This window comes from Methylobacterium sp. 1A (assembly GCF_058072805.1).
Genome location: NZ_JBYQVE010000001.1, coordinates 2,132,763 through 2,156,338, shown reverse-complemented (window position 1 = coordinate 2,156,338; position 23,576 = coordinate 2,132,763). Strand labels below are relative to the sequence as shown.

Genomic DNA, 23,576 nt, shown 5'->3' with positions numbered 1-23,576 from the left:
CATCCGGCACGTGAATTCATTCCACGGGGTGCAACTGAAAACGGGGGCCGCCCGGGCCCCCGTCTCGTGTCGGTCGCGGCCGGGAGGCCCCGCGGCGCCGGTCAGGCCGTCGCGGGCCGGAGCTGACCCTGCTCGGCCTCGGTCGGGGTGCCGATCGCCTTGCCGAGCGCCTTGCCGCGCGGCCCGACCCAGCTCCCGACCCACTTGCGCTGCCAGAGGGCGAGGCAACCGAGCACGATCGCGGTGAAGACGGCGTAGCCGACGAAGCCCAGCGAGAACGAGCCGGTATACTGCTTCGACAGGCCCATGACGTTCGGCAGGATCGCGCCGCCGAGCGCGCCGATCTCGCCGATCATCGAGCCGGCCACCGCCGTGTTGGTGGGCCAGCGCAGCGGGACGAGCTGGAACAGCGCGCCGTTGCCGGCGCCGAGCGCCGCGAAGCACAGCATGAACAGGAGCGTCGTGAGCGCCAGCGACGGGGTCGCGGTCAGCGAGAGCAGGGTCGCGATCGCCGCCAGCAGCACCACCGACAGCACCGCGATTCCGCCCATCCGGTCGGCGAAGTAACCGCCGACGATCCGGATGCCGGAGCCCATGAAGGCCGCCAGCATCGTCAGCCGCCCGGCCTCGACCTTCGTCACCGCGAACTGCTCGTAGAAGAAGGTCGGCAGGAAGTTCGACAGGCCGATGAAGCCGCCGAAAGTGATGACGTAGATCAGCGAGAACGCCCAGCCATCCTTCGTGAACAGGCAGGAGACGTGCTCCTTGAAGGACTGGTGCTCGCAATCCGGCGGCTCCTTGGCGAGCACGATCATGACCGCCAGCGGCAGCAGCATGACGAGGCCCGCGAAGGCGTAGGTGGTCTGCCAGCCGTAGGCCTGGGCCAGCGGCGGAGCGAACAGCACGGCCAGCACGGTGCCGGAATTGCCGGCGCCCGCGATGCCCATCGCCAGCCCCTTGTGTTCCGGCGGGAACCAGCCGGAGCCGAGGGAGAGCGCGACGCCGAAGGACGCGCCGGCGATGCCGAGCAGCACGCCCATCGCGAGCACGTCGTTGTAGGAGGAGACGAAGAGATAGCCGTAGGCCATCGCCAGCATGATCACGACCATCTCGGTGATCGCGGCGTTCTTGCGGCCGATATACTGGGCCAGAACGCCGAGCGGGAAGCGCATCAGCGCACCGGCGAGGATCGGTAGCGAGATCATGAAGCCGGTCTGGGCCGGCGTCAGCTTGTAGGTCTCGGTGATGAACGGGCCCATGGCGCCGTTCAGGACCCAGATGGCGAAGCAGAAATCGAAGTAGAGGAATGCCGCGAACAGCGTCGGGGGGTGACCCGACTTCATCACCGTTTTGAAGCTGGCCATAGCTGGTGCTCGTCGTAAGTGGGCGAACCGCCGTGCGGTCGCTCATGCCGGGGATCCGGACTCACACCGTCCGCTGTTTGGAGCGTCGTTGCTCCGCCGCCGCAGCAGGCGCGGCTGACTGGGCAATGCAGCAAGCGTGCCATCCCGGACGGACGCCCGCCGACCGGATCGCTCGGCCGTCGCGGCGCCGCGGCCGAACCGCGTTCCGCCAAGTCGCTGGCGCCGAGTCGCTGCCGCTCGGCGAGGCAGGCGTGCCGAGTAAACGGGCGCTCGCCCGGCGCCCTCACGGATCGGTGAGCGGCGCGGCCGAAATCGTTGCTGCACGAGGGCAACACACGCGGCGAGAAACGATCCGGAAGACCCTGTAAGTTGCCCTTGATGACCGTCAGCAACTTGGCGGTAAAGCGCGACCTTTGCTAAGCCCCGGGATGAGCTGTGCCGCGACTTCGTGCCGGCCCGCTCGCCTGCGCGTCGCGGCAAGCCCCGGCGGCGCCTCCCGAGGAATTCGAACCATGTCCGCCCCGATCCGTCGCCTTCTCCTGGCCGGCTTCACGGTCCTCGCCCTCGCCTCCGCCGCGCACGCCCAGGGCCGCGGCCCCGTGGGTGATGCCGGGATCGACGGGTTCGGCGACGACAATCAGCTCTACCAGGATCAGAACGGCGCGCTCTACGTGCGTCGCGGCGGCCGCTACCTGCCCTATACCGGCCGCACCAACTTCGTGCGCCCGGCACCCCCGCCGCCCGCCACGCAGGCCCCGGTCGCGCCGCCGCCGGCCGCCAACCTGGAGACGGACCCGACGGTCCCGGCACGCCCGGGCAGCGCGCCTGCGGCCGAGGGGCTCTCGCCGCTGGAGGCCGCCAAGGCCAAGGCCGTGCTCCGCGCGCCCGACAACGAGCCGATCGACTACGCCAAGATCTACGGCCCGATCACGGACGACGTGTTCCCGGTCCAAGCGTTCAATTACAAGAAGATGAACCCCGCCTTCCTCCGTCAGGAGATCGCCTATCACGGTCCCTACGAGCCGGGGACGATCATCGTCGACCCGCGGGCCCACCAGCTCACCCTGGTCGAGGCCAACGGCCGGGCCCGCCGCTACGGCGTCGGCGTCGGCAAGCAGGGCTTCTCGTGGTCGGGCACCGCGACGGTGAATTCCAAGCAGGCGTGGCCGGACTGGTATCCGCCGAAGGAGATGATCGCCCGCAGCCCGAAGCTCGCCAGCGAGGTCGACAAGCTGCAGAGCGGCCTCGGCGTCGCCGGCGGTCTGCGCAATCCGCTCGGCGCCCGCGCCATGTACCTCTGGCAGGGCAACAAGGACACGCTGTTCCGCATCCACGGAACCCTCGAGCCCTTCTCCATCGGCAAGAGCGTGTCGTCGGGCTGCATCCGGATGATCAATCAGGACGCGATCGACCTGTTCAGCCGGGTCGGCGTCGGCAGCAAGGTGGTGGTGCTGAACTGAGGCCGGGCCAGGCCCACCGCCCGAGCGCCGCCGGTCCGGGACCGGCGGTCCGCCGGTTCAGGTCAGCCCGCGCCGGTGCTCGCCGAGGATCCGGCGGACCGTCCCGGCCTCGGACCGGTACACCAGGGTCTCGGTCTGGATCTTGTCCGGCCGGAAGCGCACGCCGCGCAGGAGAGCCCCGTCCGTGATGCCCGTGGCGGCCACGATGACGTCACCGCTCGCGAGATCGGTCAGGTCGTATTTCCGGTCCAGATTCTCGATGCCCATCTCGGCGGCCCGGCGCCGACGGTCCGGGGTGTCGAGAATCAGGCGTCCCTGCATCTGGCCGCCGATGCAGCGCATCGCGGCGGCCGCCAGCACGCCCTCGGGCGCCGCGCCGGTCCCGAGATAGAGGTCGATGCCCGTCTCCTCGGGGCTCGCCGTGAAGATGATGCCGGCGATGTCGCCGTCCGAGATCAGGCGGACCGCCGCGCCGGCCGCCCGCACCTCGGCCACGAGCGCCGCGTGGCGCGGCCGGTCGAGGATCAGCGCGGTGATCTGCTTCGGGTCGACGCCCTTGGCCCGGGCCAGCGCCGCGATGTTGTCGGTCGGGCTGGCGTCGAGATCGACGAGGCCGGGCGGGTAGCCGGGCCCGATCGCGATCTTCTGCATGTAGACGTCCGGCGCGGCGAGGAGCGAGCCGCGCTCGGCCATCGCCATGACGGCGATGGCACCCGGCATGTCCTTGGCGCAGAGGGTCGTGCCCTCAAGCGGATCGACCGCGATGTCGACCTCGGGCCCTTCCCCGAGACCGAGCTGCTCGCCGATGAACAGCATCGGCGCCTGATCGCGCTCCCCCTCCCCGATCACCACGGTGCCGCGGATCGGCAGGCCGTTGAGTTCGTCGCGCATCGCGTCGACCGCGGCCTGGTCGGCCGCCTTCTCGTCGCCCTGGCCGCGCAATCGGGCGGCGGCGATGGCGGCACGCTCCGTCACGCGGGCCAGTTCGAGGGCGAGCGTGCGCGGGACGCCGCGCGATGCCGGCTTGGGGGCCTCTTCCATGGTTTCCTGCCTCTGGCCGGGTCCGATCTTGGGGTCGGATCCCGGATGGATACCGTCGGATGACGGCCGCGCAGCGTATACGCCGGTTCGCTAATGCCCACTATCCTGCATCAAGCGGTGGGGGGTCACGCTACCGTATGCACTGTTATTCACGCTCGATCCGGATCAGCTGCGGCGGCTCCGCCAGCAGTCCGTCGGCGCCGATGGCGTCGAGGGCGTCGCGGATGTTGCCCTCGGTCGCCGCGTAGGTGATCAGCACCAGCGGCACCGGCCGGCCGGAGCGGCCGCGCGGATCGGCCTCCGGCCCCTCGACGCGGCGCTGCAGGATGCTCTCCAGGGAGATGGATCGCTCGGCCATCCGCTGCGCGACGCCGGCCGCGACGCCCGGGCGGTCATGGACGGTGAGGCGGATGTAGTAGCCGCCCTCGTGACGCTGCATCTCCACGCGCTCGCTGGCGCGCATCGCCGCGGCCGGAACGCCGAAGGTCGGGCGGATCACGCCGCGCGCCACGTCGGCGATGTCGGCGACCACCGCGGAGGCCGTGGCCTCGCCGCCGGCGCCGGGACCGATGAGCGTGAGCTCGCCCACCGCGTCCGCGTCGATCGTCACGGCGTTGGTCACGCCCATGACCTGCGCGATCGCCGAGGATTTCGGCACCATGGTCGGGTGGACCCGCTGCTCGATGCCGGCCTCGGTCGCCTGCGCCACGCCGAGCAGCTTGATCCGGTAGCCGAGCTCGTCCGCCATGCGCAGATCGAGGGGCTGCACCCGGGAGATGCCCTCGACCGACACGCCGTCGGCGTCGACGGCGGTCCCGAAGGCGAGGCTCGTCAGGATCGCGAGCTTGTGCGCGGTGTCGAACCCCTCGACGTCGAAGGTCGGGTCCGCCTCGGCGTAGCCCAGGGCCTGCGCGTCCTTCAGGCAGGCCTCGAAGGTCAGCCCCTCGCGCTCCATGCGGCTGAGGATGTAGTTGCAGGTGCCGTTGAGGATCCCGTAGACGCGGGAGACCGCGTTGCCCGGCAGGCCCTCGCGCAGGGTCTTGATCACCGGGATGCCGCCGGCCACCGCCGCCTCGAAGGCCAGGGCCACGCCCTTCGCCTCGGCCTGCGCGGCCAGGGCGGCGCCGTGACGGGCCAGCAGCGCCTTGTTGGCGGTCACCACCGGCTTGCCCGCCGCGAGCGCCGCCTCGACCACGGCCTTGGCCGGTCCCTCGGCGCCGCCGATCAGCTCGACCACGCAGTCCACGGATTCCGACCGGGCGAGCGCCACCGGATCGTCGAACCACGCGATGCCGGACAGGTCGAGGCCGCGGTCCCGGCCACGGTCGCGCGAGGAGACCGCGGTGACGCGGATGTCGAGGCCCGCCGCAGCGAAGGCGGCGCGGCGGCGCTCGACCATCCGGACCACGGACGCACCGACGGTCCCGAGTCCGGCGATCCCGAGGCGAAAGCTCACTGTCATGACCCCTTCCGTGCCCGGGCGACCGCGATGGGCCGGGCGCCCGATGCGGCGCACTTCTGCAAGAATTCCGCCCCGCCCGCAAGGAATTGGCCCGGGACCGCGGGGCGTGTCACCCGGCGGTCTCCCGGTGGCGGATCGCCGTCGCCACGAGGGCGTACAGGACGACGGCGTTCAGCACATGCCAGAGCGGGTGCGTGCCGGTCGGCAGCAGCGCGCAGGCCGCCCGGTCGCCGGTTCGCGCCGCGAGCGAGATCAGGAAGAGCAGGCCGATGCCGGCGAGCCGCCGCCCGGTCCCGACGAAGCGCTCCTCCGGCCGCCGCGCGGCGGCCCAGGCGACGCCGAACAGCGCCAGCAGGGCGGGCAGGTAGTCGACCGAGCCGTTGGTGAGCCGCGCGACGTCGAGGCCGGTCAGCCCGTCGAGCAGGGGCGTGAGCGCGAATCCGAGGAGCGCGAAGCCGCCCGTCGCCGCCGCGACCCGGACCGGCGCCAAGCGCAGGAACCGCGAGAGGGCCAGCGCGAGATAGGCGTAGATGAACAGCGCGATCGGGACGACGTCCGCGAGCATCGCCCAGTAGACTGCCAGGGTGTGGAACAGGAACGAGCCGACGCCCACCACGGCGATCAGGGTCGCCAGCCCGAGGCAGGTCCGGTCCGGCGGATCGGCCACGGCGGCGCGCCGCGCCGCGGCGGCGGCGGCCAGCAGGAAGGCCGCGTTCGACAGCGCGTTCGCGGGCTCGGCCCAGAAGTCCAACCCGCCCCGCTCGCAGTAAGCCGACACCGGCTCGAACCAGTCCATTCGCCGACCCTACTTCCCCGTCCTTGCGCCGGGATGGCCTTGTCAGCGCGACGCGAAGCGCGGATGACGGCCGGGCGGCGACCGGAAGCGAGGCGATGCGGATCACCACCTGGAACGTCAACTCGATCAAGCAGCGGCTCCCGCACCTCCTCAGCTTCCTGGAGGAGGCGCGGCCCGACGTGGTCTGCCTGCAGGAGCTGAAATGCCAGGACGAGGCCTTCCCGCGCGCCGACATCGAGGCGGCGGGCTACGCGGTCGAGACGCTGGGCCAGAAGGCCTATAACGGCGTGGCGCTGCTGGTCCGGGTGCCGCTGGCCATGTCGGAGATTCGGCGCGGGCTGCCGGGCGACGCCGCCGACGAGCAGGCCCGCTACATCGAGGCGCTGATCTCGGGCGCGGACACCCGCCCGGTGCGCGTGGCGTCGATCTACCTGCCGAACGGCAACCCGGTGGACAGCCCGAAATACCCGTACAAGCTCGCCTTCATGGAGCGGCTGCGGCTCCACGCCCGGGCGCTGCTGGACGACGAGATCGCTGTGGTGCTGGCGGGCGACTACAACGTCATCCCGGAGGCGGCCGACGCGGCCGATCCGGAGGCGTGGCGCTCGGACGCCCTGTTCCTCGGGACGACCCGGGCCGCGTTCCGGGCGATCCTCGCCGAGGGCTACACCGACGCCCTGCGCGCCTGCGACCCGCGCGACGGGCTCTACACCTTCTGGGACTATCAAGCCGGGTGCTGGCAGCGGAATGCCGGCATCCGCATCGACCATCTGCTGCTCTCGCCCCAGGCCGGCGACCGCCTGGTCTCGGCCTCGGTCCAGAAGCACATGCGCGGGCTCGACAAGCCGTCGGACCACGTGCCGGTGACGGCGGAGCTGGCGGCCGGTTAGAGCCGCGATCGGGGGGAACGACGATGATCATCTACGGTAGCAGCGTGTCGCCCTACGTGCGCAAGGTGCTCGCGGCGCTCTACGAGAAGGGCGTCGCCTTCGAGCACCGCCCGGTCGGCTTCCACGCGGCGGATCCCGGCTTCCGGGCGGCGAGCCCGATGGGGAAGATCCCCGCGATGGAGGATGCCGGGTATCGCCTCGCCGATTCGAGCGCCATCGTGGACTATCTCGAGCGGCTGCATCCGGCGCCCGCGCTGATCCCCGAGGACGCGCGGGACGCCGCCCGCGCCCGCTGGTTCGACAAGTTCGGCGAGTGCGAGCTGACCCGGCAGGTGCTGGTGCCGTTCGTCGAGCGCTTCCTCAAGCCCCGCCTGTTCAAGGTCGAGGGCGACGAGGCCCTGGCGCAGCGGACTGTCGACACGGCGCTGCCGCCGCTGTTCGACTACCTCGAATCGCAGATCGACGGGCCCTACCTCGTCGGCGGCCGGTTCGGCATCGCCGACATCGCCGTGGCGGCGCCGTTCCACAACCTGCGGCTAGCCAAGGTCGCGGTCGACGGCGCCCGGTGGCCGAAGCTCGCCGACTGGGTGGCGGCGACGCTGGAGCGGCCGTCCTTCACCGCGGCGATCGCCGCGGCGAAGAGCTGAGGCCGCTCAGCGCCGCTTGCACAGTCGAGGGCGGCTCAGCGCCGCTTGCGGATCGAGCCCACGGTCTGGAGCTGCGTCTGCGCCTCGGCGCGGTCGTCCTCGCTGGCGGCCGCCCAGTTCTTCTCGTAGAGCGCGACGATCCAGTCGTCCTTGCGGCTCTCGGCGCCTTCCCGGGCGAGCGAGAGCCACATCAGGCCGCGCACCCGCTGGACCGGGATGCCGCCCAGGCCGTTGACCAGCATGTCGCCGAGCAGCGCCTGCGCCGGGTGGTGGCCCTTCTCGGCGGCGAGGTTGAACCAGCGCGCGGCCTGCCGCGGGTCGGCCTCGACGCCGGTGCCGTCGAGGTAGAGCCGGGCGAGATTGTACTGCGCGTTGGGGTCCCCGTAGTAGGACGCCGCGTAGTTGAACATGTCGTAGGCGCGCTCGGGATTGGGGCGCACGTAGGTGCCCTTGATCCCCTCCAGGAAGTAGGTGCCCAGCGCCGTGAAGGCGCTGCCCAGGACCGCCGAGTTCTGCGGATCGGGCCCGTCATCGGTGCTGGCGTCGGCGATCCGCGAGAAGAACTCGAACGCCTTCAGGTCGTCGTGCGGGACGCCGTCGCCGTCGGCGTACATCCGGCCGAGCTTCCACAGCGCAAGGGCGTGGCCCTGGCCGGCCGCGTACTCCAGCGCGCGGGCGGCGCCCTGCTTGTCGCCGGCATTGTACTCGCGCATGCCGGCGCGCAGCGCGTCCTTGGCCGAGCGGTAGCTCTTGTCGGCGACCGGGACCTGCACGGGCGTGCGGACATTGGCGTCGAGGGCGCGCGACGGCGCGACCGGCAGCGCGACCAGGGCGAGCGCCCAGGCCGCGACCGCGAGGCCGCCGACGGACCGGAACCGACCGGGATCGGCCCCGGCCGGCGCCCTGCGCCGGCTGAGGTCAGTCCTAGACGTCCGCATAGCTCTGCGTCTCCTTGGCACCTCCCGGATGGGTGACGGCGCCGTACAAGGCCGGCCCGACGCCCTGCGCGTATTTCCAGAGGTAGCCGGAGGTCGCGGTGTTGGACCGCGCGGTCCAGGCCTTGCGCCGCTCGGCCAGCTCCGCGTCCGACAGGGCGACGCTGAGCGTGCCCTGGATCGCGTCGAGGGTGATGACGTCGCCGTCGCGCAGCAGCCCGATCGGGCCGCCCACGGCGGCCTCGGGGCCGACATGCCCGACGCAGAAGCCCCGGGTCGCGCCCGAGAAGCGCCCGTCGGTGATCAGCGCGACCTTGTCGCCCATGCCCTGGCCGTAGAGGGCCGCGGTGGTCGACAGCATCTCGCGCATGCCGGGGCCGCCCCGCGGGCCCTCGTAGCGGATCACGAGGACGTCACCTTCCTGGTAGCTGCGGGCCTGCACGGCCGCGAAGCAGGCCTCCTCGCCGTCGAACACGCGGGCCGGGCCGGTGAAGACCTGCTTCTCGGCCGGGATGCCGGCGACCTTCACGATCGCGCCCTCGGGGGCGAGGTTGCCCTTGAGGCCGACGACGCCGCCGGTCGGGGTGATCGGCCGGTTCGCCGGATAGACCACGTCCTGGTCCGGGTTCCAGGTCACCCGATCCATGTTCTCCGCGATGGTGCGGCCGGTGACCGTCAGGCAGTCGCCGTGCATGAAGCCGTGGTCGAGGAGCGTCTTCATCAGCAGCGGGATGCCGCCGACCTCGAACATGTCCTTGGCGACGTAGCGCCCGCCGGGCTTCAGGTCGGCGATGTAGGGCGTGCGCCGGAAGATCTCGGCCACGTCGAACAGGGTGAACTCGATGCCGCACTCGTGGGCGATCGCCGGCAGGTGCAGCGCCGCGTTGGTGGAGCCGCCCGAGGCCGCCACCACCGTGGCGGCGTTCTCCAGCGCCTTGCGGGTGACGATGTCGCGCGGGCGGATGCGCTTCTCCAGGAGCTCCATCACCTTCTCGCCGGCGGTGGCGCAGAACTTGTCGCGGATCTCGTAGGGAGCCGGGGCGCCGGCCGAGTAGGGCAGCGCCAGGCCGATCGCCTCGGAGACGGTCGCCATGGTGTTGGCGGTGAACTGCGCGCCGCAGGCGCCGGCCGAAGGGCAGGCGACCTGCTCCAGCTCGTCGAGGTCCTCGAGGCTCATGTCGCCGACGGCGACCTTGCCGACCGCCTCGAACAGGTCCTGGACGGTCACGGGCTTGCCGCGGAACGAGCCGGGCAGGATCGAGCCGCCGTAAATGAAGATCGAGGGCACGTTCAGCCGGACCATCGCCATCATCATGCCGGGCAGCGACTTGTCGCAGCCCGCGAGGCCGACGAGGGCGTCGTAGGCGTGGCCGCGCATGGTCAGCTCGACCGAGTCGGCGATAACCTCCCGCGACGGCAGCGACGCGCGCATGCCGCCATGGCCCATGGCGATGCCGTCGGTGACGGTGATCGTGCAGAACTCGCGCGGCGTCCCGTTGGCGGCGGCGACGCCCTTCTTCACCGCCTGCGCCTGGCGCATCAGCGAGATGTTGCAGGGCGCGGCCTCGTTCCAGCAGGAGGCGACACCCACCAGCGGCTGGTGGATCTGCTCACGGGTCAGGCCCATGGCGTAGAGGTAGGAGCGGTGCGGGGCGCGGTCGGGCCCCTCCGTGACGTGGCGACTCGGCAGCTTCGACTTGTCGTTCAAACGCGTCACCATGACTTCAGACCAAGCCTTCGCAGCCGATCCCGAGGGTGCGTTGAACCGCGGCGCGTCGCCGTTCGCGAGGCGCCGGGAGATCCGTCCGCGTGCTCGGGAAGTCCTCGTTTCCGAACGGTAAACCGTTGTCGAATTTGCCGTTTACCGCGGATGTTGAGGTGGGCCCGGACTATGGCGGGATCGCGGCGTTTACGGGCAGGTCTCGGGGCGGAGCGGGGATCGTTTTACGGTGTTGCGACCCCGCCACAGCCACGCTTGCGGCCATTTCGGCGGCGACGACAAGATGAAGGACAATGGCGCGGCGCTGACGAGACGCTTCTCCGAGACGCAACTTGTCTTCGGGCAAGCCGAGGATCTCCCGGCCGCGATCCGGGCGGGACGCGGCAATCCGGCACCCGGAAAGTCGCTGTATCACTATCCCTGCGCGGGACCGGCGCCGGCAATACGCCGACCGACGGGCGGAACGACATGTCGCGCCGCCGCCGCGGCGGGTCCGGCGCGCCAATCTGCTTGCGCGCCGCGCGGTCCTCGCTCGCGCGGAACGGCGGGTCCGGCGCGCGTCCGTGGCGGCGTCGCGGGCCTGATCGAATGGAGCCCGCGTGCCGTTCTTCGCCGACGCAGGCCGGGATCGGGCGTCCTGCACCGGCACCCGCTTCGCCGCGGCGCGGCCGGGATCACGGGATCACAGGACGACGTGATCCCGGCCGGATCCGCGCTCAGGCCGCTCCGGCGTGCGGCGCCGGGATCTCGGTCGAGATGGCGTCCACCGTGCGCGGCATCGGGCTGCCCTGCCCGTCCGCGCGCTGGATCCGGACCTGCTGATTGACCGGCTGCATGTTGCCGAAGGGCGTCGAGAAGGCGATCTCCGCGGCGTCGCGCCCGACGCCGATTCGCACCAGCCCGTCGAGGTCGGCCTGCCGGGTGGCGTCGAACAGCCACCAGCGCCCGTCGAGATAGGCCTCGAATACCGCGTGGAAGTCGCTCGGGACGAGGCCGTGGGCGTAGCAGCTCACGAACCGGGCCGGGATCCCGAGCGCCCGGCAGAAGGCGGCGCCGATATGCGCGAAGTCGCGGCAGACGCCGGCGCGCTTCAGGAGCGACTCGTGGGCGGTCGTCTCGCCGTCGCTGGAGCCGGGCTGGTAGGCGATGTGGTCGTGGATCCAGTTGCAGATCTGGTTCACGCGCGCGTGGCCCTTGGGGAGCGCCCCGAACTCGGCGAGCGCGAAGGGCGTCAGCCGGTCCGAGGAGACGAACCGGCTCGGCAGCAGGAACGGCAGGATGTCGAGGGGCAGCTGCCCGATGGGCGTCTCGTTGACGGTCGCCGGGTCGGCCCGGTGCACGGTCAGGTCGACCTCGGCATTGTACTCCAGCGTGAACTGACCGGTCGGCACGTTGACCGCGAGATAGCGGTTCTGGAGATCGGGGGTCGTGTAGAGATCGCGCTTGAGGTTCGGCGTCAGGACCAGGCTCTCGCTCAGGATCTCGACGCTCTTCAGCTTCGCCACCTCCAGATTAAAGATGAAGGTGGTGTCCGAGAGGATGTTGTAGGACAGGCTGCAACCGAGGGTGTAGCGCATCGGATCTCCTTGCCGGATGACGGCTCATCCGCCGTGCAAGCAAGGGGCGCGCCCGACCGTCGGTTCCGGCTCGATCGGGGAGTCGCGGGCGAGACGGGGGCGCCGCTTGCGTCGGACGGCTCCACCGTCATCGCGAGCGCAGCGAAGCGAGCCAGGGCGGCGCGACATCGCCGGGCATAGGGCGTCCCTGGACTGCTTCGCTCCACTCGCAAAAACGGCTGAAGCGATGGAGCCGCTCTCAGCCGCGCTCGGCGGCATCCCGTGGGAGCAGCACCACCGTCAGAGAGCGCACGCCCTGCGCGCCGTGGATGAGGACGCCCTCGATGTCGGCGGTGGCCGACGGGCCGGTATGCAGCACCGCGTAGGCCGAGCGGCCGAATTCCGGCCGGCGGTAGGCCGCCTGCACGTTCGGCACGATGTCGGCCGGGTCGAGCAGCACGACGAGGTGCTGCGCGAGATAGGCGACGGCGTTGACGATCAGCTGGTCCTGCGTGAACAGCACCGAGCCGGTCTCGGCGATGCCGAACACCGCGCGGACCACCGCCACGTCCACGTCCTCGACCTCCTGGGGCGCACGCACGCCCCGCAGGTCGCGGTTGCCGGTCAGCTCCGGCACCGCGGAGGCGATAACCTTGGCGGCGTCGAGGCGCTCGCGCACGCCCGCGAACACGTCGCCGGCACCGGGCTCGGCCACGCGGCCGCCCATGCGCTTCAGCCGCTCGCCGAACTCGGCGACCAGGTCCTCACCGACGAGCGGCGCGAACAGCGGCACCTCCGGCAGCGGGAAGTCGCCGGCCGGCCGGTTCCTGCGGATGCCGTCGAGGATCGCGTTGCGGGCGCTCATCGACCCGTGTCCTTCATGCGGTTCTGCTTGTACCAGGCGTGGAAGGTCTGGCGCGGCGCGTCGGGCATCTCGCGCTTCTTCCCCCAGGTGTTGAGCGGGTTGTAGACCGCGAAGCGCGGCAGGACCTTCAGGGCGGAATCCGCCGCGCCGATCGCCGCCCGGTAGGCGGCCGGGCGCGAGAGCACGGCGCCCGCGGCCTTCATCATGCCCTGCTTGAGCGCCGGGATCTGGTGCTCCTCGACCAGCACCTTCCGCCACGCGAAGATCTGCTCGTGGATGTTGATCTTCACCGGGCAGACGTTGGTGCAGGAGCCGTTCATCGTCGAGGAGAACGGCAGCGTCGAGTATTTCCGCTTGTTGAAGGTCGGATCGATGATCAGACCGATCGGCCCCGAATAGGTCGCGCCGTAGGAGAGGCCGCCCGAGCGCCGGTAGACCGGGCAGGTGTTCATGCAGGCGCCGCAGCGGATGCATTTCAGCGAGGTCCAGAACTCCTCCATGCCGAGGCGCTCGGAGCGGCCGTTGTCGACCAGCACCATGTGCATCTCGGTGCCCGCGCGGGGGCCGCGGAAATGCGAGGTGTACTGGGTGATCGGCGAGCCCAGCGCCGAGCGCGACAGCAGGCGGATGAACACCCCGAGGTGCTCGACCTTCGGGATGATCTTCTCGATGCCGATGGAGTGGATCTGCAGCGGCGGCACGTTGCCGGACAGGTCGGCGTTGCCCTCGTTGGTGCAGGTCACGACCGTGCCGGTCTCGGCGATCGCGAAGTTGCATCCGGTCATGCCGGCATCGGCCTTGAGGATGTAGGGCCGGGTGGTCTCGCGCTGGCTCTCGGCGAGGTAGTGCGCGTCGTCGTTGTCCGGATCGGTGCCGAGCGTCTTGGCGAAGACCTCGGCCACGTCCATCCGGGTCTTGTGGACGGCCGGCGCCACGACGTGGCTCGGCTCCTCGTTGTCGAGCTGCTGGATCCGCTCGCCGAGATCCGTCTCGATGACCTCGATGCCGTTGGCCGCCATGTGGTGGCGGAAGCCGCACTCCTCGGTGAGCATCGACTTCGACTTCACCAGCGTCTTCGCGCCGTGGCTCCGCAGGATCTCCAGCACGATCCGGTTGTGATCGGCGCCGTCCTTCGCCCAGTGCACGTGGACGCCGTTGGCCTTCGCGGCCGCCTCGAACTGCTCGAGGTACCGGTCAAGGTGGCTCAGCGTGTGGGTCTTGATCTGCGAGGCGAGCTCGCGCAGCTCCTCCCACTCCGGGATGCCGTGCGCGGAGGCGTCGCGCTTCTTGCGCAGGTCCCACAGGCGCTCGTCGTGGGCGGCCTGGTGCAGCGGCGCCGCGAGGAAGCGCTCGGCGGCTTCCGACTGGTTGATCGGCCGGTCGCCCCGGATCTTCGCGCCGCGCGGCTGCGGCTCCCGGGTCTGCGGGGCGCGGATCGGCTTCGAAGCGGCTTCCGCGTGCTGGAGACGCCGGCCGTCCGGCGCCCGCTCGCTCTCGTCGTGGCCGGCCCGCACCTCGGGGTGGATGACGCCTTCGCGCTCGCGGGGGTTGAGGTCCTCGGCGCTCATGCGGCGGCTCCGTTCAGCACCTGCGCGATGTGGATGTACTTGAGCGGCAAGCCGAGCCGTTCGGCGCAGCCCTTCTGGTGCATGAGGCAGGAGGAATCCGCCGAGACGACGTAGGCGGCCCCGGCCCGGTTCTGATCGGCGACCTTGTCGTAGCCCATCTTCGCAGAGACGGCGGGCTCGAACACCGAGAAGGTGCCGCCGAAGCCGCAGCACTCGTCCGGCCGGGCGAGGTCGACGAGCTCGACCCCCTTCACGAGGCGCAGCAGGTCGAGGGGCTTCGAGAAGTAGGGCTTCACCAGCTCGGTCGGCCGCGCGTGGTGGATGCCGCGCAGGGCGTTGCAGTTGGTGTGATAGGCGACCTTGTGGGGGAAGTTCGCCCAGGGCAGGTCCTCGACCTTCAGCACGTCGTGCAGGAACTCCACGAGCTCGTAGGTGCTGGCGCGGACGTGGCGGACCTCGTCGGTCTGCGGGATCGCCGTCAGGTGCTCGCGCACCTGGTGGACGCAGGATCCCGACGGGGCGACGATATAGTCGAAGCCGGAGAAGTTCTTGACGAACAGCGCCTCGGTCGCGGCGGCCTCGGCATGGCAGCCGGTGTTGGTCATCGGCTGGCCGCAGCAGGTCTGGTCGAACGGGTACTCGACCGTGCAGCCCAGGCGCTCGAGGAGCTCCAGGGTGGCGATCCCGACCTCGGGCTCGAAGGCGTCGACGTAGCACGGCACGAACAGGCCGACCCGCATGGTCCGGCAACTCCCTGGATCACCCGGCCCGGCGGCCTGGAACGGTTCAAGACTGACCGAGGGTCTACCGGAAGGGGCGGCCCTTGGCGAGGTCGCCCGCTGCGGCACCGTGCCCGCTGTAACCGGGGAGTTTTCCTGGGAAGCGATGCCGCGCGCTTGATTTCCGACGCCTCAGAGTCGAAGGACGTCTGGAAGCGTTCCGAAGAGATCATCACCATGGAAGAACTGCTCGCCCGCGTCACGACCCGCACCGGGCTCGACGCCGCGACCGCTCAGACCGCCATCGGGCACATCCTGGCCTTCCTGCAGAAGGAAGGGCCCGCGGCCGAGGTCGGCCAGCTGCTGGCGGCCCTGCCGGGCTCCGAGGCGCTGATCGCCGAGTCGAATGCCGGCGAGAGCGGCGGCGGCGGGCTGATGGGCATGCTCGGCGGGATGATGGGCGGCGGCGGCGTCATGGCGCTCGGCCAGAAGCTGATGGCCGCCGGCGTGCCGATGGGTCAGATGCAGCCGCTCGGCCAGGAGCTGTTCGCCTTCGGCCGCGAGAAGGTCGGCGAGGACGCGATGGGCCCGATCATCGGCTCGATCCCGGGGCTGAACCAGTTCGTCTGACCGCGGGCCGGTGTGCGCGGCCGCACTGCATTCGGGTGACGCCTGGACGAAAGTAAAAAAGAGGTTGCGGAGCGAAAGCTTGACGGAACCTGTCCACGCGATCCCTGTTATTGGGGATGTGGCCCGGATCGACGCCTTCGGCAGTGTCCGGTACCGCACTCAAGCAGGCCGGCCATGCCCGTCTTCGAAGCCAAGAACCTGGACAGCGAGTTCGAAGGGCAGTCCCTGCTCGCTGCCATCCTGCACCCGACCCGCGCGGCGCAGACCCGGGCCCTGAGGCACGGTCGCCTGCGCGCTGAGCGCGCGGCGGCCCTGGCCGATCCGATGACGATCGAGCCGCGCTTCCCGATCGCGCCCGGCGAGCTGGCGCCGACCGGGTTCACGGGCCGCTGAGGTCTACCAGGCCTGCGCGGTGACGAGGCCCTGGCGGGTCACCACCACCCATTCCCGACCGTGGCGCTCGACGCCCTCGACGCGGCCGACGCCCGGGATGACGTCGCCGGGCGCGACCTCGACGAGGCGGCGCCGGCGGTTCTCCAAGATCGCGGTGCCCTCGTAGACGTCCCGCAGGGCCCAGCCTTCGATGATCGGCGGCTTGTCGGCCGCGGCCGGCTTCGCCTTCGGCTCGCTCACCTTGGCGTCCGCGACCTTGACCTCGGGCTTCGCCTCGGCGGCGCGGGCGGGCTCGCCGATGCTGCCGGTCTGGGTCGGCTCCGCCTTCGCGGCGGCCGGAGTCGCGGCCGCGCGGCGGTCGAGCTGCGCGGCGAGGCCGCTGAGGCGGGTGTTGTGGTCGCGCTCGACCTGCTCGAGCCGCTCGCCGAGGGCCGTGATCTTGCCGTTCAGGCTCTTGTCGACCTGCGCCAGGCGCTCGCCGAGGGCGGTGCTGCGGCTGGCCGCCTCCTTCCGCGCCACGTCGGTCGAGGCGCGCAGGTCGGCGAGCACGGTGTGGAGCTGCGCGATGTCGGCGGCGAGGCGCACGGTCTCGGTGCGGCCGGCATCGAGCGTCGTCTCGAGGGCCGCGAGCGCGTCGGGCCGGACCGAGGCCGGGCGGGAGAGCGCCATGACGCCCCCGCCCAGGAGGACACCGACCGCCAGGGTCGCGCCCGGGATCGCGAACCGCTTCGGATCCAGGCGCGCCAGCGACGCCAGCGCGAACGTCCCGCCGGCCGGCGAGGCCGCTGTCTCGGTCGCGGCGGCCGCGGCGTCGGTCTTGCCGGTCACCGCGGCCTTGAGCAGGTCGGCCGGCGAGATGCCCTGGGAAACGCCCTGCTTGGCTTCGATCTTCGTCATCGCCCCGAACTCCGCACGCGGACTCGCGCTGCAAGCGTTCGTTAAGGACGTTTGTTTACGAAACCCTTACCGCACGCCTGTCGCTCAGGCCGCGAGCCCGCGCTTCTTCAGGAGCGGCTCGATGCTCGGCATCCGCCCGCGGAAGGCCGTGTAGGCCTCGCGCGGGTCGCGCAAATTGCCGGCCCCGTACACGAAGGTCCGCAGCCGCTTCGCCGTCTCCGGATCGAAGATGTCGCCGGCCTCGCGGAACGCGTCGAAGGCGTCCGCGTCCAGCACCTCAGACCAGAGGTAGCTGTAGTATCCGGCGGCGTAGCCGTCCCCCGAGAAGATGTGGGCGAAGTGCGGCGTCCGGTGCCGCATGCTGATCTCGGCCGGCATGCTGATCCGCCGAAGCGCCTCGGCCTCGAAGGCGGGCACGTCGAGACCGTCCTCGCCCTCCGCCGAGAGGTGCAGGGTCATGTCGACGATCGCCGAGGACGTGTACTCCACGGTGGCGAAACCCTGGTTGAAGGTCCGCGCGGCGAGCAGCTTCCGCAGCAGGGCGTCGGGCATGGGCTCGCCGGTGCGATGGTGGCGCGCGTGGGTCCGCAGGACTTCCGGCTGCTCCAGCCAGTGCTCGTAGAGCTGCGAGGGCAGCTCCACGAAGTCGCGCGATACCGCCGTCCCGGACAGGAGCGGGTAGGTCACGTCCGAGAGCAGCCCGTGCAGGGCGTGGCCGAACTCGTGGAACAGGGTGCGCGCGTCGTCGAAGGACAGCAGCGTCGCCTCGCCGTCCGGCGCCTTGGCGAAGTTCATGACGTTGACGATGATCGGCGTGACCGTCCCGTTCAGGCGCTCCTGCGAGCGGAAGGCGCTCATCCAGGCGCCGGACCGCTTCGAGGCGCGGGCGAAGTAGTCGCCCAGGAACAGGCCGACCTCGGACCCGTCGGGATTGCCGACCCGCCAGACCCGGACATCGGGATGGTAGCGCGGCACGTCGGCGAGTTCCGTGAAGGTCAGCCCGAACAGCCGCGAGGCCGTGTCGAACGCCGCCTGGATCATCCGCTCCAGCGGCAGGTACGCCTTGATCTCGCTCTCGTCGAGGTCGTGCTCGGCGCGCCGCACCTTCTCGGCGTAGTGCCGCCAATCGTGCGCCTGGAGGGCGAAGTTGTGGCCCTCCGCCTGGATGGTGGCCTGGAGACGGTCGCGCTCCTCCGCCGCCCGCGCCCGGGCCGGCGTCCACACATCCCGCAGCAGCCCGGTCGCCGCATCCGGGCTCGCCGCCATCGTGTCGTCGAGGGCGAAATGGGCGAAGCTCTCGAAGCCGAGCAGCCGCGCCCGCTCGGCGCGCAGCCGGATGATCTCCGCGATGATCGCCCGGTTGTCGGTCGCGCCGCCGTTCTCGCCGCGCCGCGTCCAGGCCGCGTAGGCGCGCTCGCGCAGGTCGCGCCGGGTCGAGCAGACCAGGAACGGCTCGATCAGCGAGCGGGACAGGGTGATGACGTGCCCGTCGAGGCCGCGCTCCCTCGCGGCACTCTCGGAAGCGGCCCGCAGGAACGGCGGCAGGCCGGCCAGATCCTCCTCGCCCTGCAGCGGCAGGGTGAAGCTGCTCTCGTCGGCCAGGAGGTTCTGGCTGAACGTGGTCCCGAGCTCCGACATGCGCGCCGCGATCTCGGCGATGCGGGCCTTGTCCTCGGGCCCGAGATCCGCCCCCGACCGGCGGAAGCGGATCCGGTACCGGTCGAGGACCCGGCGCTGCTCCGCGCTCAGGCCCTCGGCGTCGATCGCCGAGATCCGGGCCCAGAGCTCGGGGTTGAGGTAGATGGCGCTGCCGTGCCGGGCGAGCTTTGGCCCGATCTCCCGCTCGATGGCCTGCAGCTCGGGGTTCGTGTGGCTGCCTGTCAGGTTGTAGAACACGCCGGCGACGCGCTCGAGGGCGAGGCCGGCCCGCTCCATCGCCTCGACGGTATTGCCGAAGGTGGCCGGCGCAGCCTGGTTCGCGACGGCGCGGATCTCGGCATCGTGCGCCGCGAGGGCGGCGTCGAACGCGGGTCGGTAGTGCTCCGGCCGAATCCGCTCGAAGGGCGGGAGGCCGTGCGGGGTGCTCCACTGCGCCTCGCGGAAGGGATTGTCCGGCGGCAGGCTCGGGAGCCCGGCATCAGCTGCGTCCGACATGCAGTCCTCAAATTCTACGTCCACGCGACCGCGCGATCGTCCGCCCCGCCGGTGCGCCGACATGGGGTGTGCCGGCGCGATCCGGAAGACAGTGGTCCGATCGGCGCGGCCGTCAACCGGGTCTAGGCGATCCGAATGGCGTCTCGCCCGTTGTAGAGGCCAACGCCCACGCTTCGAGGCCCCATGCCGGGACGCAGCCTGTCGATCCTCCGATCCGCGACGCTCCTGGCGGGCGGCGCCCTCGCCGCGGGGCTCGCCCTCCCCGCCACGCCGGTCGGCGCCGTCGAGACGCCGGCGGCGACGGTGCCGACGCCCCCGCCCCTGCCGCCGGAGCGCCCTGAGGCTCTGAAGCCGCCCGTCGCCGAGCCGGCGCCACCGATGCCGCCGGCGCGGCCGCCCGAGCTGAAACCTGCCGTGGCTGAGCCGAGCAAGGAGCCGAGCAAGGACCTGGCCCGGGAGCCGTCGAGGGAGAATGGCCGGGACAAGCCGCCGGAGGCCGGGCAGGAAGCCGGGAAGGAAGCCCCAAAGGAACCCGCGAAGGAGACAGCGAAGCCCGAGATCCCTTCACCGCCGCCGGCGCCGCCCGCGCGGCCGCCCGAGCTGTCGGGCGCGGCCGCCCTGGCGCTCAAGGTGACACCGCCGGACGATTCCGCCTGCCGGACGCGCCTCAAGCGTCTCGGGGTCGAGTTCGAGCCGCTGCCGCCGATCTCCGAAGGCCAGTGCACCGCGCCGCTGCCGCTCAAGGTGACGAAGTTCGCCGACGGGGTGGTGCTGCCGCAGGGCGCCACGCTGACCTGCCGGACCGCCGAGGCGCTGGCGCGCTGGGTCACGGAGGTTCAGATCGAGGCCGATCGAACGCTGAAGCATCCGCTGACCGCGCTCGAACTCGGCGGTTCCTATGTCTGCCGGGGACAGAATCACGACGTCGACGCGAAGCTCAGCGAGCACGCCTTCGCCAACGCCGCCGACATCATGGGCTTCGCCTTCGCGGGACGCGCGAGCATCCCCGTCAAGGCGATGCCGGACGGTTCCGAGGAGGCGCAGTTCCTCGGCGCGGTGCACGCCAAGGCCTGCGGCTTCTTCCGCACCGTCCTCGGCCCGGGCTCGAACGCCGCCCACGCCAACCATCTCCACCTCGACGAGCGCGAGCGTAACGGCGGTCACCGCCTGTGCCAGTAGAGCGGCGTGGAACGTTCCCGCCGATCCGGCATTTCTCGGCTCGGGAGCGCGCCCGCTCCCCGGAATGACGACGGCGATGATCCCGAAACCCTGGCGGCCGGTCTGCGTGGCTCTCCTGGCGAGTTGTCTGGCCGCGCACGGTGCGGCTGCCCGGACCGGGAAGGGCCGGAAAGCCGAGACGGCCCAGCCGCCGGCGCTGACCGCCGAGGCAGTGAACGCCGCGACCCTGGCGCAGTCGGGCGCCGGGAAGGGCGAGGGCACAAAGTCCGACGCGAAGGCTCGTCGGGCCAAGTCGTCGGACGACAAGCCCGATCCGCTGATCGTCAAGGCCCAGGTGCTGCTCGATCGCGCGCGCTTCTATCCCGGAGCGATCGACGGCCGGAAGGGCGACAATTACCGGCACGCCCTCTCGGCGTTCGCGGTGGCCCAGGGGCTTCCCGCCGGCGAGGACCTGACGCCCGAGATCTGGGACAAGCTCCAGGCGACCAGCGACAAGCCCGCCGTCACCGACTACACGCTCTCCGAGGCCGACGCCGCGGGCCCCTACGTCGAGCGGATCCCGCCCAAGATGGAGGAGCAGGCCGAGCTCAAGTCGATGGGCTACACCAATCCCCGCGAGATGCTGGCCGAGCGCTTCCACATGAGCCGCGACCTCGTGAGCGCGCTCAATCCCGGCAAGCCCCTGGACAAGGCCGGCACGACCATCGCGGTCGCGGCGGTGGACCCGATGGGCACGGACAAGCCGAAGGGCAAGGATCTGCCCCAGGAGCCGAAGGTCGAACGCATCGAGGTCGACAAGTCGAGCCGCGACGTCCGCGCCTACGGCGCCGACGGGAAGCTTGTGGCCTATTACCCCGCGTCGATCGGCAGTGCCGAGAAGCCGGCCCCGAGCGGCGAGACCAAGGTGAAGGGCGTCGCGTTCGACCCGGACTACACCTACAACCCGAAATACGCGTTCAAGGGCGTGAAGGCGCAGCACAAATTCACCATCCAGTCGGGGCCCAACAACCCGGTCGGCCTGGTCTGGATCGACCTGGCGATCCCGAGCTACGGGATCCACGGGACGCCGGAGCCCGAGAAGGTCGGGAAGACGGAGTCCCACGGCTGCATCCGCCTGACCAACTGGAACGCCCGCGACCTCGCCGCGCATGTGACACGGGGCGCCAAGGTCACGTTCAAGGACGATTGAGCGGCCGCGCGGCGACACTCGCATACGCCCGCGCGAAACCGCCCGCACAAAAATGTATCATCGGTTAACATAGCGCCCGGTCTGGGTGTCGGAACGGGCCGGGAACGCTTGACACATTGCGCATTACGGGCGACGCCTCAGGTTGTCTCGCGGGCTGACCCTCGGGCCGCGTTCACCCGTCCGGACGCTGCTCACGCGGTGCGCAAGGCGTGACCAGCCGCATGGCAAGATCCCCGGCGACGGGGGCATTCGAAGGGAAGACGGCCCGGCGTGATTGCTGACCCCAACGACGACGTCCTCAACGGCGTCCGTGTTCTCGTCGTCGAGGACGAGGCCGCGATCTCGATGCTGCTGGAGGACATGCTCCTCGATTTCGGCTGCGCCGTGGTCGGGCCGGCCGCGCGGCTGTCCTCCGCGCTGGAGATGGCGTCGCAGGAAGCGTTCGAGGTCGCCATTCTCGACGTGAACGTGGCGGGTGAGCCGATCTACCCGGTGGCCGAGGCCATCGCCAAGCGCGACCTTCCGCTGGTCTTCTCGACCGGTTACGGCGGTGCCGGCATCCGCGAGCCGTTCCGCGACAGGCCCGTCGTCCAGAAGCCGTTCAGCCAGGCCGACCTGAAGCGGACCCTGATCGGGGCGATCCGCGCCGCCCGGGACTGAGACCCGGCGCGTCGGCTCCGGCGGCCTCGGGCCGCCCGTCAGAGACCCTCGATGGTGAAGACCCGCTCGACATGGGCGGGCCAGGTGCGGGATCCGACGAACACGGCGTCGGCCCGGAACGTCGACCCGGCACACCACGGATTGCGTCCGATCCAAGCGCGGACCGCGCGGGAGAACCGCCGCCGCTTGGCGGCGTCGATCGCCTCCCGGGCGTCGTCGCGGCGCGCCCGAGCCTTCACCTCCACGAACACGACGGTCTTCCAGCGCCGGACGACGAGATCGATCTCGCCGCCCGCGACGCTCACGCGCCGGCCGATCGGCCAGTACCCCTTGAGCATCAGCGCGGCGAGCGCCAGCCACTCGGCGCGGTGGCCGAGCTGGTAGGCGGCGCGGCGCCGACCGGTCCGGTCCGGCAGGGCCCCGGTCATCCCTGGTCCCGCGCCAGCGCCAGCGCGCGGGTGTAGACGAGGCGCCTCGGCTGACCGGTCTCGTCGGATACAAGGCTGGCGGCATCCTTGATCGAGTGCCGCTCCAGCGCCGCCAGGATGAGGGCGTCGAGGGCGGCATCCGAATCCGCGCTGCGCTCCGGCGCCGTCGCCGCACCGATGATCACCACGATCTCCCCCTTCGGCGGTCCCTCCTGGGCGAAGCGTGCGCTCAGGCTGCCCAACGTATCGCGCCGGATGGTTTCGTAGAGCTTGGTCAGCTCGCGGGTCACGGCCGCCGGCCGCTCCGGACCGAGCACCGCAGCGGCGTCGGCCAGCATGTCGGGCAGGCGATGCGGCGATTCGAACAGGACCAGGGTGCCGGGAACCTGGATCAGCGCCTCCAGGCGGTTGCGCCGCGCACCGGCCTTCTGCGGCAGGAAGCCCTCGAAGAAGAACCGGTCGGTCGGCAGGCCCGCCGCGACCAGCGCGGTCATCACCGCGGACGGCCCCGGGACCGGCGTGATGGCGATCCCGGCCTCGATGGCGGCTTGGACCAGCTTGTAGCCGGGATCCGAGACGAGCGGCGTCCCGGCATCCGAGACCAGAGCCAGGGCCTCGCCGGCGGTGAGCCGCGCCACCATCCGCTCGCGCACCGCGTCGTTGGAATGCTCGTGATAGGCGAGCAGCGGCGTCGTGATCCCGTAATGCGCCAGCAGGTTCCGGGTGACGCGGGTGTCCTCGGCCAGGACCGCGTCGGCGGCCGCCAGGGTCGCCAGCGCCCGGATGGTGATGTCGCGCAGGTTCCCGATCGGCGTCGCCACGATGTGCAGGCCCGGCGACAGGGGTTCGGTCTCGCTCGCGAGGCCAAAGGCCGTGAAGGTCGTGCTGCGCGGGCGGTCGGGGGCGAGCTTCGGGGACGGAGCTCGGGTCGGGGCAGCGGGCCCCGGGTCATCGAATCTGCGGGTCATCACCGGCGATCTTGCCACACTGGTCGCCTCTCGTCGCGGCGAGGCCGCGTGGCCG

The 23,576-nt window shown here is 71.1% G+C and carries 22 protein-coding genes; 8 read left to right on the top strand and 14 right to left on the bottom strand.

The genetic code is table 11. The features are described 5' to 3' along the window. Positions 1 to 101: 101 nt before the first annotated feature. Entirely contained in the window at positions 102 to 1,364 is a 1,263-nt protein-coding gene (locus tag ACX9MN_RS10535; RefSeq protein ID WP_020091891.1) for an MFS transporter, read from the bottom strand. A gap of 512 nt (positions 1,365 to 1,876) precedes the next feature. Between ACX9MN_RS10535 and ACX9MN_RS10530 the strand changes: the two genes are divergently transcribed. After that, positions 1,877 to 2,824, top strand: a complete 948-nt coding sequence (locus ACX9MN_RS10530; protein WP_489724361.1) for a L,D-transpeptidase — start codon at positions 1,877 to 1,879, stop codon at positions 2,822 to 2,824. 57 nt (positions 2,825 to 2,881) lie between these two features. Here the strand turns inward: ACX9MN_RS10530 and glpX are convergent, their stop codons facing one another. The 3 genes from glpX to ACX9MN_RS10515 form a co-directional block, all read right to left on the bottom strand. Next, positions 2,882 to 3,865, bottom strand: coding sequence for a class II fructose-bisphosphatase (glpX, locus tag ACX9MN_RS10525; RefSeq protein ID WP_020091889.1), 984 nt, complete (start codon positions 3,863 to 3,865; stop codon positions 2,882 to 2,884). A gap of 145 nt (positions 3,866 to 4,010) precedes the next feature. Next, positions 4,011 to 5,327: a homoserine dehydrogenase gene (locus ACX9MN_RS10520; protein WP_056528413.1), complete on the bottom strand. Its 1,317-nt coding sequence runs from the start codon at positions 5,325 to 5,327 to the stop codon at positions 4,011 to 4,013. 109 nt (positions 5,328 to 5,436) lie between these two features. Then, complete coding sequence (locus tag ACX9MN_RS10515) at positions 5,437 to 6,123, bottom strand: ceramidase domain-containing protein (RefSeq protein WP_489724360.1); 687 nt, start codon at positions 6,121 to 6,123, stop codon at positions 5,437 to 5,439. Positions 6,124 to 6,218: 95 nt separating this feature from the next. On the opposite strand from ACX9MN_RS10515, the gene xth reads away from it, so the two are divergent. Together xth and ACX9MN_RS10505 are read left to right on the top strand one after the other, a co-directional pair. Further along, the gene (gene xth / locus ACX9MN_RS10510; RefSeq protein ID WP_331299977.1) at positions 6,219 to 7,013 is read left to right on the top strand and encodes an exodeoxyribonuclease III; all 795 of its coding nucleotides are present in this window, start codon (positions 6,219 to 6,221) and stop codon (positions 7,011 to 7,013) included. Between the two features lie 23 nt (positions 7,014 to 7,036). Then, positions 7,037 to 7,660, top strand: coding sequence for a glutathione S-transferase family protein (locus tag ACX9MN_RS10505; protein ID WP_447693586.1), 624 nt, complete (start codon positions 7,037 to 7,039; stop codon positions 7,658 to 7,660). A 35-nt stretch (positions 7,661 to 7,695) separates the two neighbouring features. On the opposite strand, the gene ACX9MN_RS10500 is transcribed toward ACX9MN_RS10505, so the two are convergent. The 6 genes from ACX9MN_RS10500 to ACX9MN_RS10475 form a co-directional block, all read right to left on the bottom strand. Continuing rightward, complete coding sequence (locus ACX9MN_RS10500; RefSeq protein ID WP_020091884.1) at positions 7,696 to 8,598, bottom strand: tetratricopeptide repeat protein; 903 nt, start codon at positions 8,596 to 8,598, stop codon at positions 7,696 to 7,698. Further along, the gene (gene ilvD, locus ACX9MN_RS10495; protein WP_489724359.1) at positions 8,585 to 10,315 is read right to left on the bottom strand and encodes a dihydroxy-acid dehydratase; all 1,731 of its coding nucleotides are present in this window, start codon (positions 10,313 to 10,315) and stop codon (positions 8,585 to 8,587) included. Before ilvD ends, ACX9MN_RS10500 begins: the two co-directional genes overlap by 14 nt. Positions 10,316 to 11,031: 716 nt before the next feature. Next, entirely contained in the window at positions 11,032 to 11,892 is an 861-nt protein-coding gene (locus ACX9MN_RS10490; protein ID WP_489724358.1) for a transglutaminase-like domain-containing protein, read from the bottom strand. 238 nt (positions 11,893 to 12,130) lie between these two features. Beyond that, positions 12,131 to 12,736 carry a LutC/YkgG family protein gene (locus ACX9MN_RS10485; RefSeq protein ID WP_489724357.1) on the bottom strand — a complete coding sequence of 202 codons (606 nt, stop codon included), beginning with the start codon at positions 12,734 to 12,736 and terminating at the stop codon, positions 12,131 to 12,133. Then, positions 12,733 to 14,304: a lactate utilization protein B gene (locus ACX9MN_RS10480; protein WP_427510148.1), complete on the bottom strand. Its 1,572-nt coding sequence runs from the start codon at positions 14,302 to 14,304 to the stop codon at positions 12,733 to 12,735. Before ACX9MN_RS10480 ends, ACX9MN_RS10485 begins: the two co-directional genes overlap by 4 nt. Continuing rightward, positions 14,301 to 15,044 carry a (Fe-S)-binding protein gene (locus ACX9MN_RS10475; RefSeq protein ID WP_091976638.1) on the bottom strand — a complete coding sequence of 248 codons (744 nt, stop codon included), beginning with the start codon at positions 15,042 to 15,044 and terminating at the stop codon, positions 14,301 to 14,303. Before ACX9MN_RS10475 ends, ACX9MN_RS10480 begins: the two co-directional genes overlap by 4 nt. Before the next feature lie 216 nt (positions 15,045 to 15,260). Here ACX9MN_RS10475 and ACX9MN_RS10470 point away from each other — a divergent pair, with 216 nt between their 5' ends. Continuing rightward, on the top strand, positions 15,261 to 15,653 hold the full coding sequence (locus tag ACX9MN_RS10470) for a DUF2267 domain-containing protein (RefSeq protein ID WP_012319882.1): 393 nt from the start codon (positions 15,261 to 15,263) through the stop codon (positions 15,651 to 15,653). 174 nt (positions 15,654 to 15,827) lie between these two features. Beyond that, positions 15,828 to 16,046 (top strand): hypothetical protein, encoded by a 219-nt coding sequence (locus tag ACX9MN_RS10465; RefSeq protein ID WP_489724356.1) that lies wholly within the window; start codon positions 15,828 to 15,830, stop codon positions 16,044 to 16,046. 3 nt (positions 16,047 to 16,049) lie between these two features. On the opposite strand, the gene ACX9MN_RS10460 is transcribed toward ACX9MN_RS10465, so the two are convergent. Together ACX9MN_RS10460 and ACX9MN_RS10455 are read right to left on the bottom strand one after the other, a co-directional pair. Then, on the bottom strand, positions 16,050 to 16,943 hold the full coding sequence (locus ACX9MN_RS10460) for a hypothetical protein (protein ID WP_489724355.1): 894 nt from the start codon (positions 16,941 to 16,943) through the stop codon (positions 16,050 to 16,052). 84 nt (positions 16,944 to 17,027) lie between these two features. Next, complete coding sequence (locus ACX9MN_RS10455; RefSeq protein ID WP_489724354.1) at positions 17,028 to 19,097, bottom strand: M3 family metallopeptidase; 2,070 nt, start codon at positions 19,095 to 19,097, stop codon at positions 17,028 to 17,030. Positions 19,098 to 19,280: 183 nt separating this feature from the next. On the opposite strand from ACX9MN_RS10455, the gene ACX9MN_RS10450 reads away from it, so the two are divergent. The 3 genes from ACX9MN_RS10450 (at position 19,281) to ACX9MN_RS10440 (ending at position 22,125) form a co-directional block, all read left to right on the top strand. Continuing rightward, positions 19,281 to 20,276 carry an extensin family protein gene (locus ACX9MN_RS10450; protein WP_489724353.1) on the top strand — a complete coding sequence of 332 codons (996 nt, stop codon included), beginning with the start codon at positions 19,281 to 19,283 and terminating at the stop codon, positions 20,274 to 20,276. 76 nt (positions 20,277 to 20,352) lie between these two features. Next, entirely contained in the window at positions 20,353 to 21,465 is a 1,113-nt protein-coding gene (locus ACX9MN_RS10445) for a L,D-transpeptidase family protein (RefSeq protein ID WP_489724352.1), read from the top strand. 270 nt (positions 21,466 to 21,735) lie between these two features. Next, positions 21,736 to 22,125: a response regulator gene (locus ACX9MN_RS10440; RefSeq protein WP_012319888.1), complete on the top strand. Its 390-nt coding sequence runs from the start codon at positions 21,736 to 21,738 to the stop codon at positions 22,123 to 22,125. A 38-nt stretch (positions 22,126 to 22,163) separates the two neighbouring features. On the opposite strand, the gene ACX9MN_RS10435 is transcribed toward ACX9MN_RS10440, so the two are convergent. Next, the gene (locus ACX9MN_RS10435; RefSeq protein ID WP_489724351.1) at positions 22,164 to 22,553 is read right to left on the bottom strand and encodes a YraN family protein; all 390 of its coding nucleotides are present in this window, start codon (positions 22,551 to 22,553) and stop codon (positions 22,164 to 22,166) included. Beyond that, complete coding sequence (gene rsmI / locus ACX9MN_RS10430; RefSeq protein WP_020091872.1) at positions 22,550 to 23,521, bottom strand: 16S rRNA (cytidine(1402)-2'-O)-methyltransferase; 972 nt, start codon at positions 23,519 to 23,521, stop codon at positions 22,550 to 22,552. The genes ACX9MN_RS10435 and rsmI overlap by 4 nt, the downstream gene beginning before the upstream one ends. Positions 23,522 to 23,576 lie beyond the last annotated feature (55 nt).

What these genes read in the sequence shown, in the direction of transcription:
- ACX9MN_RS10460 (WP_489724355.1), bottom strand. Translation starts at nt 16,943, where the DNA reads ATGACGAAGATCGAAGCCAAGCAGGGCGTTTCCCAGGGCATCTCGCCG.
- ACX9MN_RS10535 (WP_020091891.1), bottom strand. Translation starts at nt 1,364, where the DNA reads ATGGCCAGCTTCAAAACGGTGATGAAGTCGGGTCACCCCCCGACGCTG.
- ilvD (WP_489724359.1), bottom strand. Translation starts at nt 10,315, where the DNA reads ATGGTGACGCGTTTGAACGACAAGTCGAAGCTGCCGAGTCGCCACGTC.
- ACX9MN_RS10490 (WP_489724358.1), bottom strand. Translation starts at nt 11,892, where the DNA reads ATGCGCTACACCCTCGGTTGCAGCCTGTCCTACAACATCCTCTCGGAC.
- ACX9MN_RS10530 (WP_489724361.1), top strand. Translation starts at nt 1,877, where the DNA reads ATGTCCGCCCCGATCCGTCGCCTTCTCCTGGCCGGCTTCACGGTCCTC.
- ACX9MN_RS10465 (WP_489724356.1), top strand. Translation starts at nt 15,828, where the DNA reads ATGCCCGTCTTCGAAGCCAAGAACCTGGACAGCGAGTTCGAAGGGCAG.
- rsmI (WP_020091872.1), bottom strand. Translation starts at nt 23,521, where the DNA reads ATGACCCGCAGATTCGATGACCCGGGGCCCGCTGCCCCGACCCGAGCT.
- ACX9MN_RS10480 (WP_427510148.1), bottom strand. Translation starts at nt 14,304, where the DNA reads ATGAGCGCCGAGGACCTCAACCCCCGCGAGCGCGAAGGCGTCATCCAC.
- ACX9MN_RS10445 (WP_489724352.1), top strand. Translation starts at nt 20,353, where the DNA reads ATGATCCCGAAACCCTGGCGGCCGGTCTGCGTGGCTCTCCTGGCGAGT.
- glpX (WP_020091889.1), bottom strand. Translation starts at nt 3,865, where the DNA reads ATGGAAGAGGCCCCCAAGCCGGCATCGCGCGGCGTCCCGCGCACGCTC.
- ACX9MN_RS10435 (WP_489724351.1), bottom strand. Translation starts at nt 22,553, where the DNA reads ATGACCGGGGCCCTGCCGGACCGGACCGGTCGGCGCCGCGCCGCCTAC.
- ACX9MN_RS10520 (WP_056528413.1), bottom strand. Translation starts at nt 5,327, where the DNA reads ATGACAGTGAGCTTTCGCCTCGGGATCGCCGGACTCGGGACCGTCGGT.
- ACX9MN_RS10505 (WP_447693586.1), top strand. Translation starts at nt 7,037, where the DNA reads ATGATCATCTACGGTAGCAGCGTGTCGCCCTACGTGCGCAAGGTGCTC.
- ACX9MN_RS10500 (WP_020091884.1), bottom strand. Translation starts at nt 8,598, where the DNA reads ATGCGGACGTCTAGGACTGACCTCAGCCGGCGCAGGGCGCCGGCCGGG.
- ACX9MN_RS10515 (WP_489724360.1), bottom strand. Translation starts at nt 6,123, where the DNA reads ATGGACTGGTTCGAGCCGGTGTCGGCTTACTGCGAGCGGGGCGGGTTG.
- ACX9MN_RS10485 (WP_489724357.1), bottom strand. Translation starts at nt 12,736, where the DNA reads ATGAGCGCCCGCAACGCGATCCTCGACGGCATCCGCAGGAACCGGCCG.
- ACX9MN_RS10470 (WP_012319882.1), top strand. Translation starts at nt 15,261, where the DNA reads ATGGAAGAACTGCTCGCCCGCGTCACGACCCGCACCGGGCTCGACGCC.
- ACX9MN_RS10455 (WP_489724354.1), bottom strand. Translation starts at nt 19,097, where the DNA reads ATGTCGGACGCAGCTGATGCCGGGCTCCCGAGCCTGCCGCCGGACAAT.
- ACX9MN_RS10475 (WP_091976638.1), bottom strand. Translation starts at nt 15,044, where the DNA reads ATGCGGGTCGGCCTGTTCGTGCCGTGCTACGTCGACGCCTTCGAGCCC.
- xth (WP_331299977.1), top strand. Translation starts at nt 6,219, where the DNA reads ATGCGGATCACCACCTGGAACGTCAACTCGATCAAGCAGCGGCTCCCG.
- ACX9MN_RS10450 (WP_489724353.1), top strand. Translation starts at nt 19,281, where the DNA reads ATGCCGGGACGCAGCCTGTCGATCCTCCGATCCGCGACGCTCCTGGCG.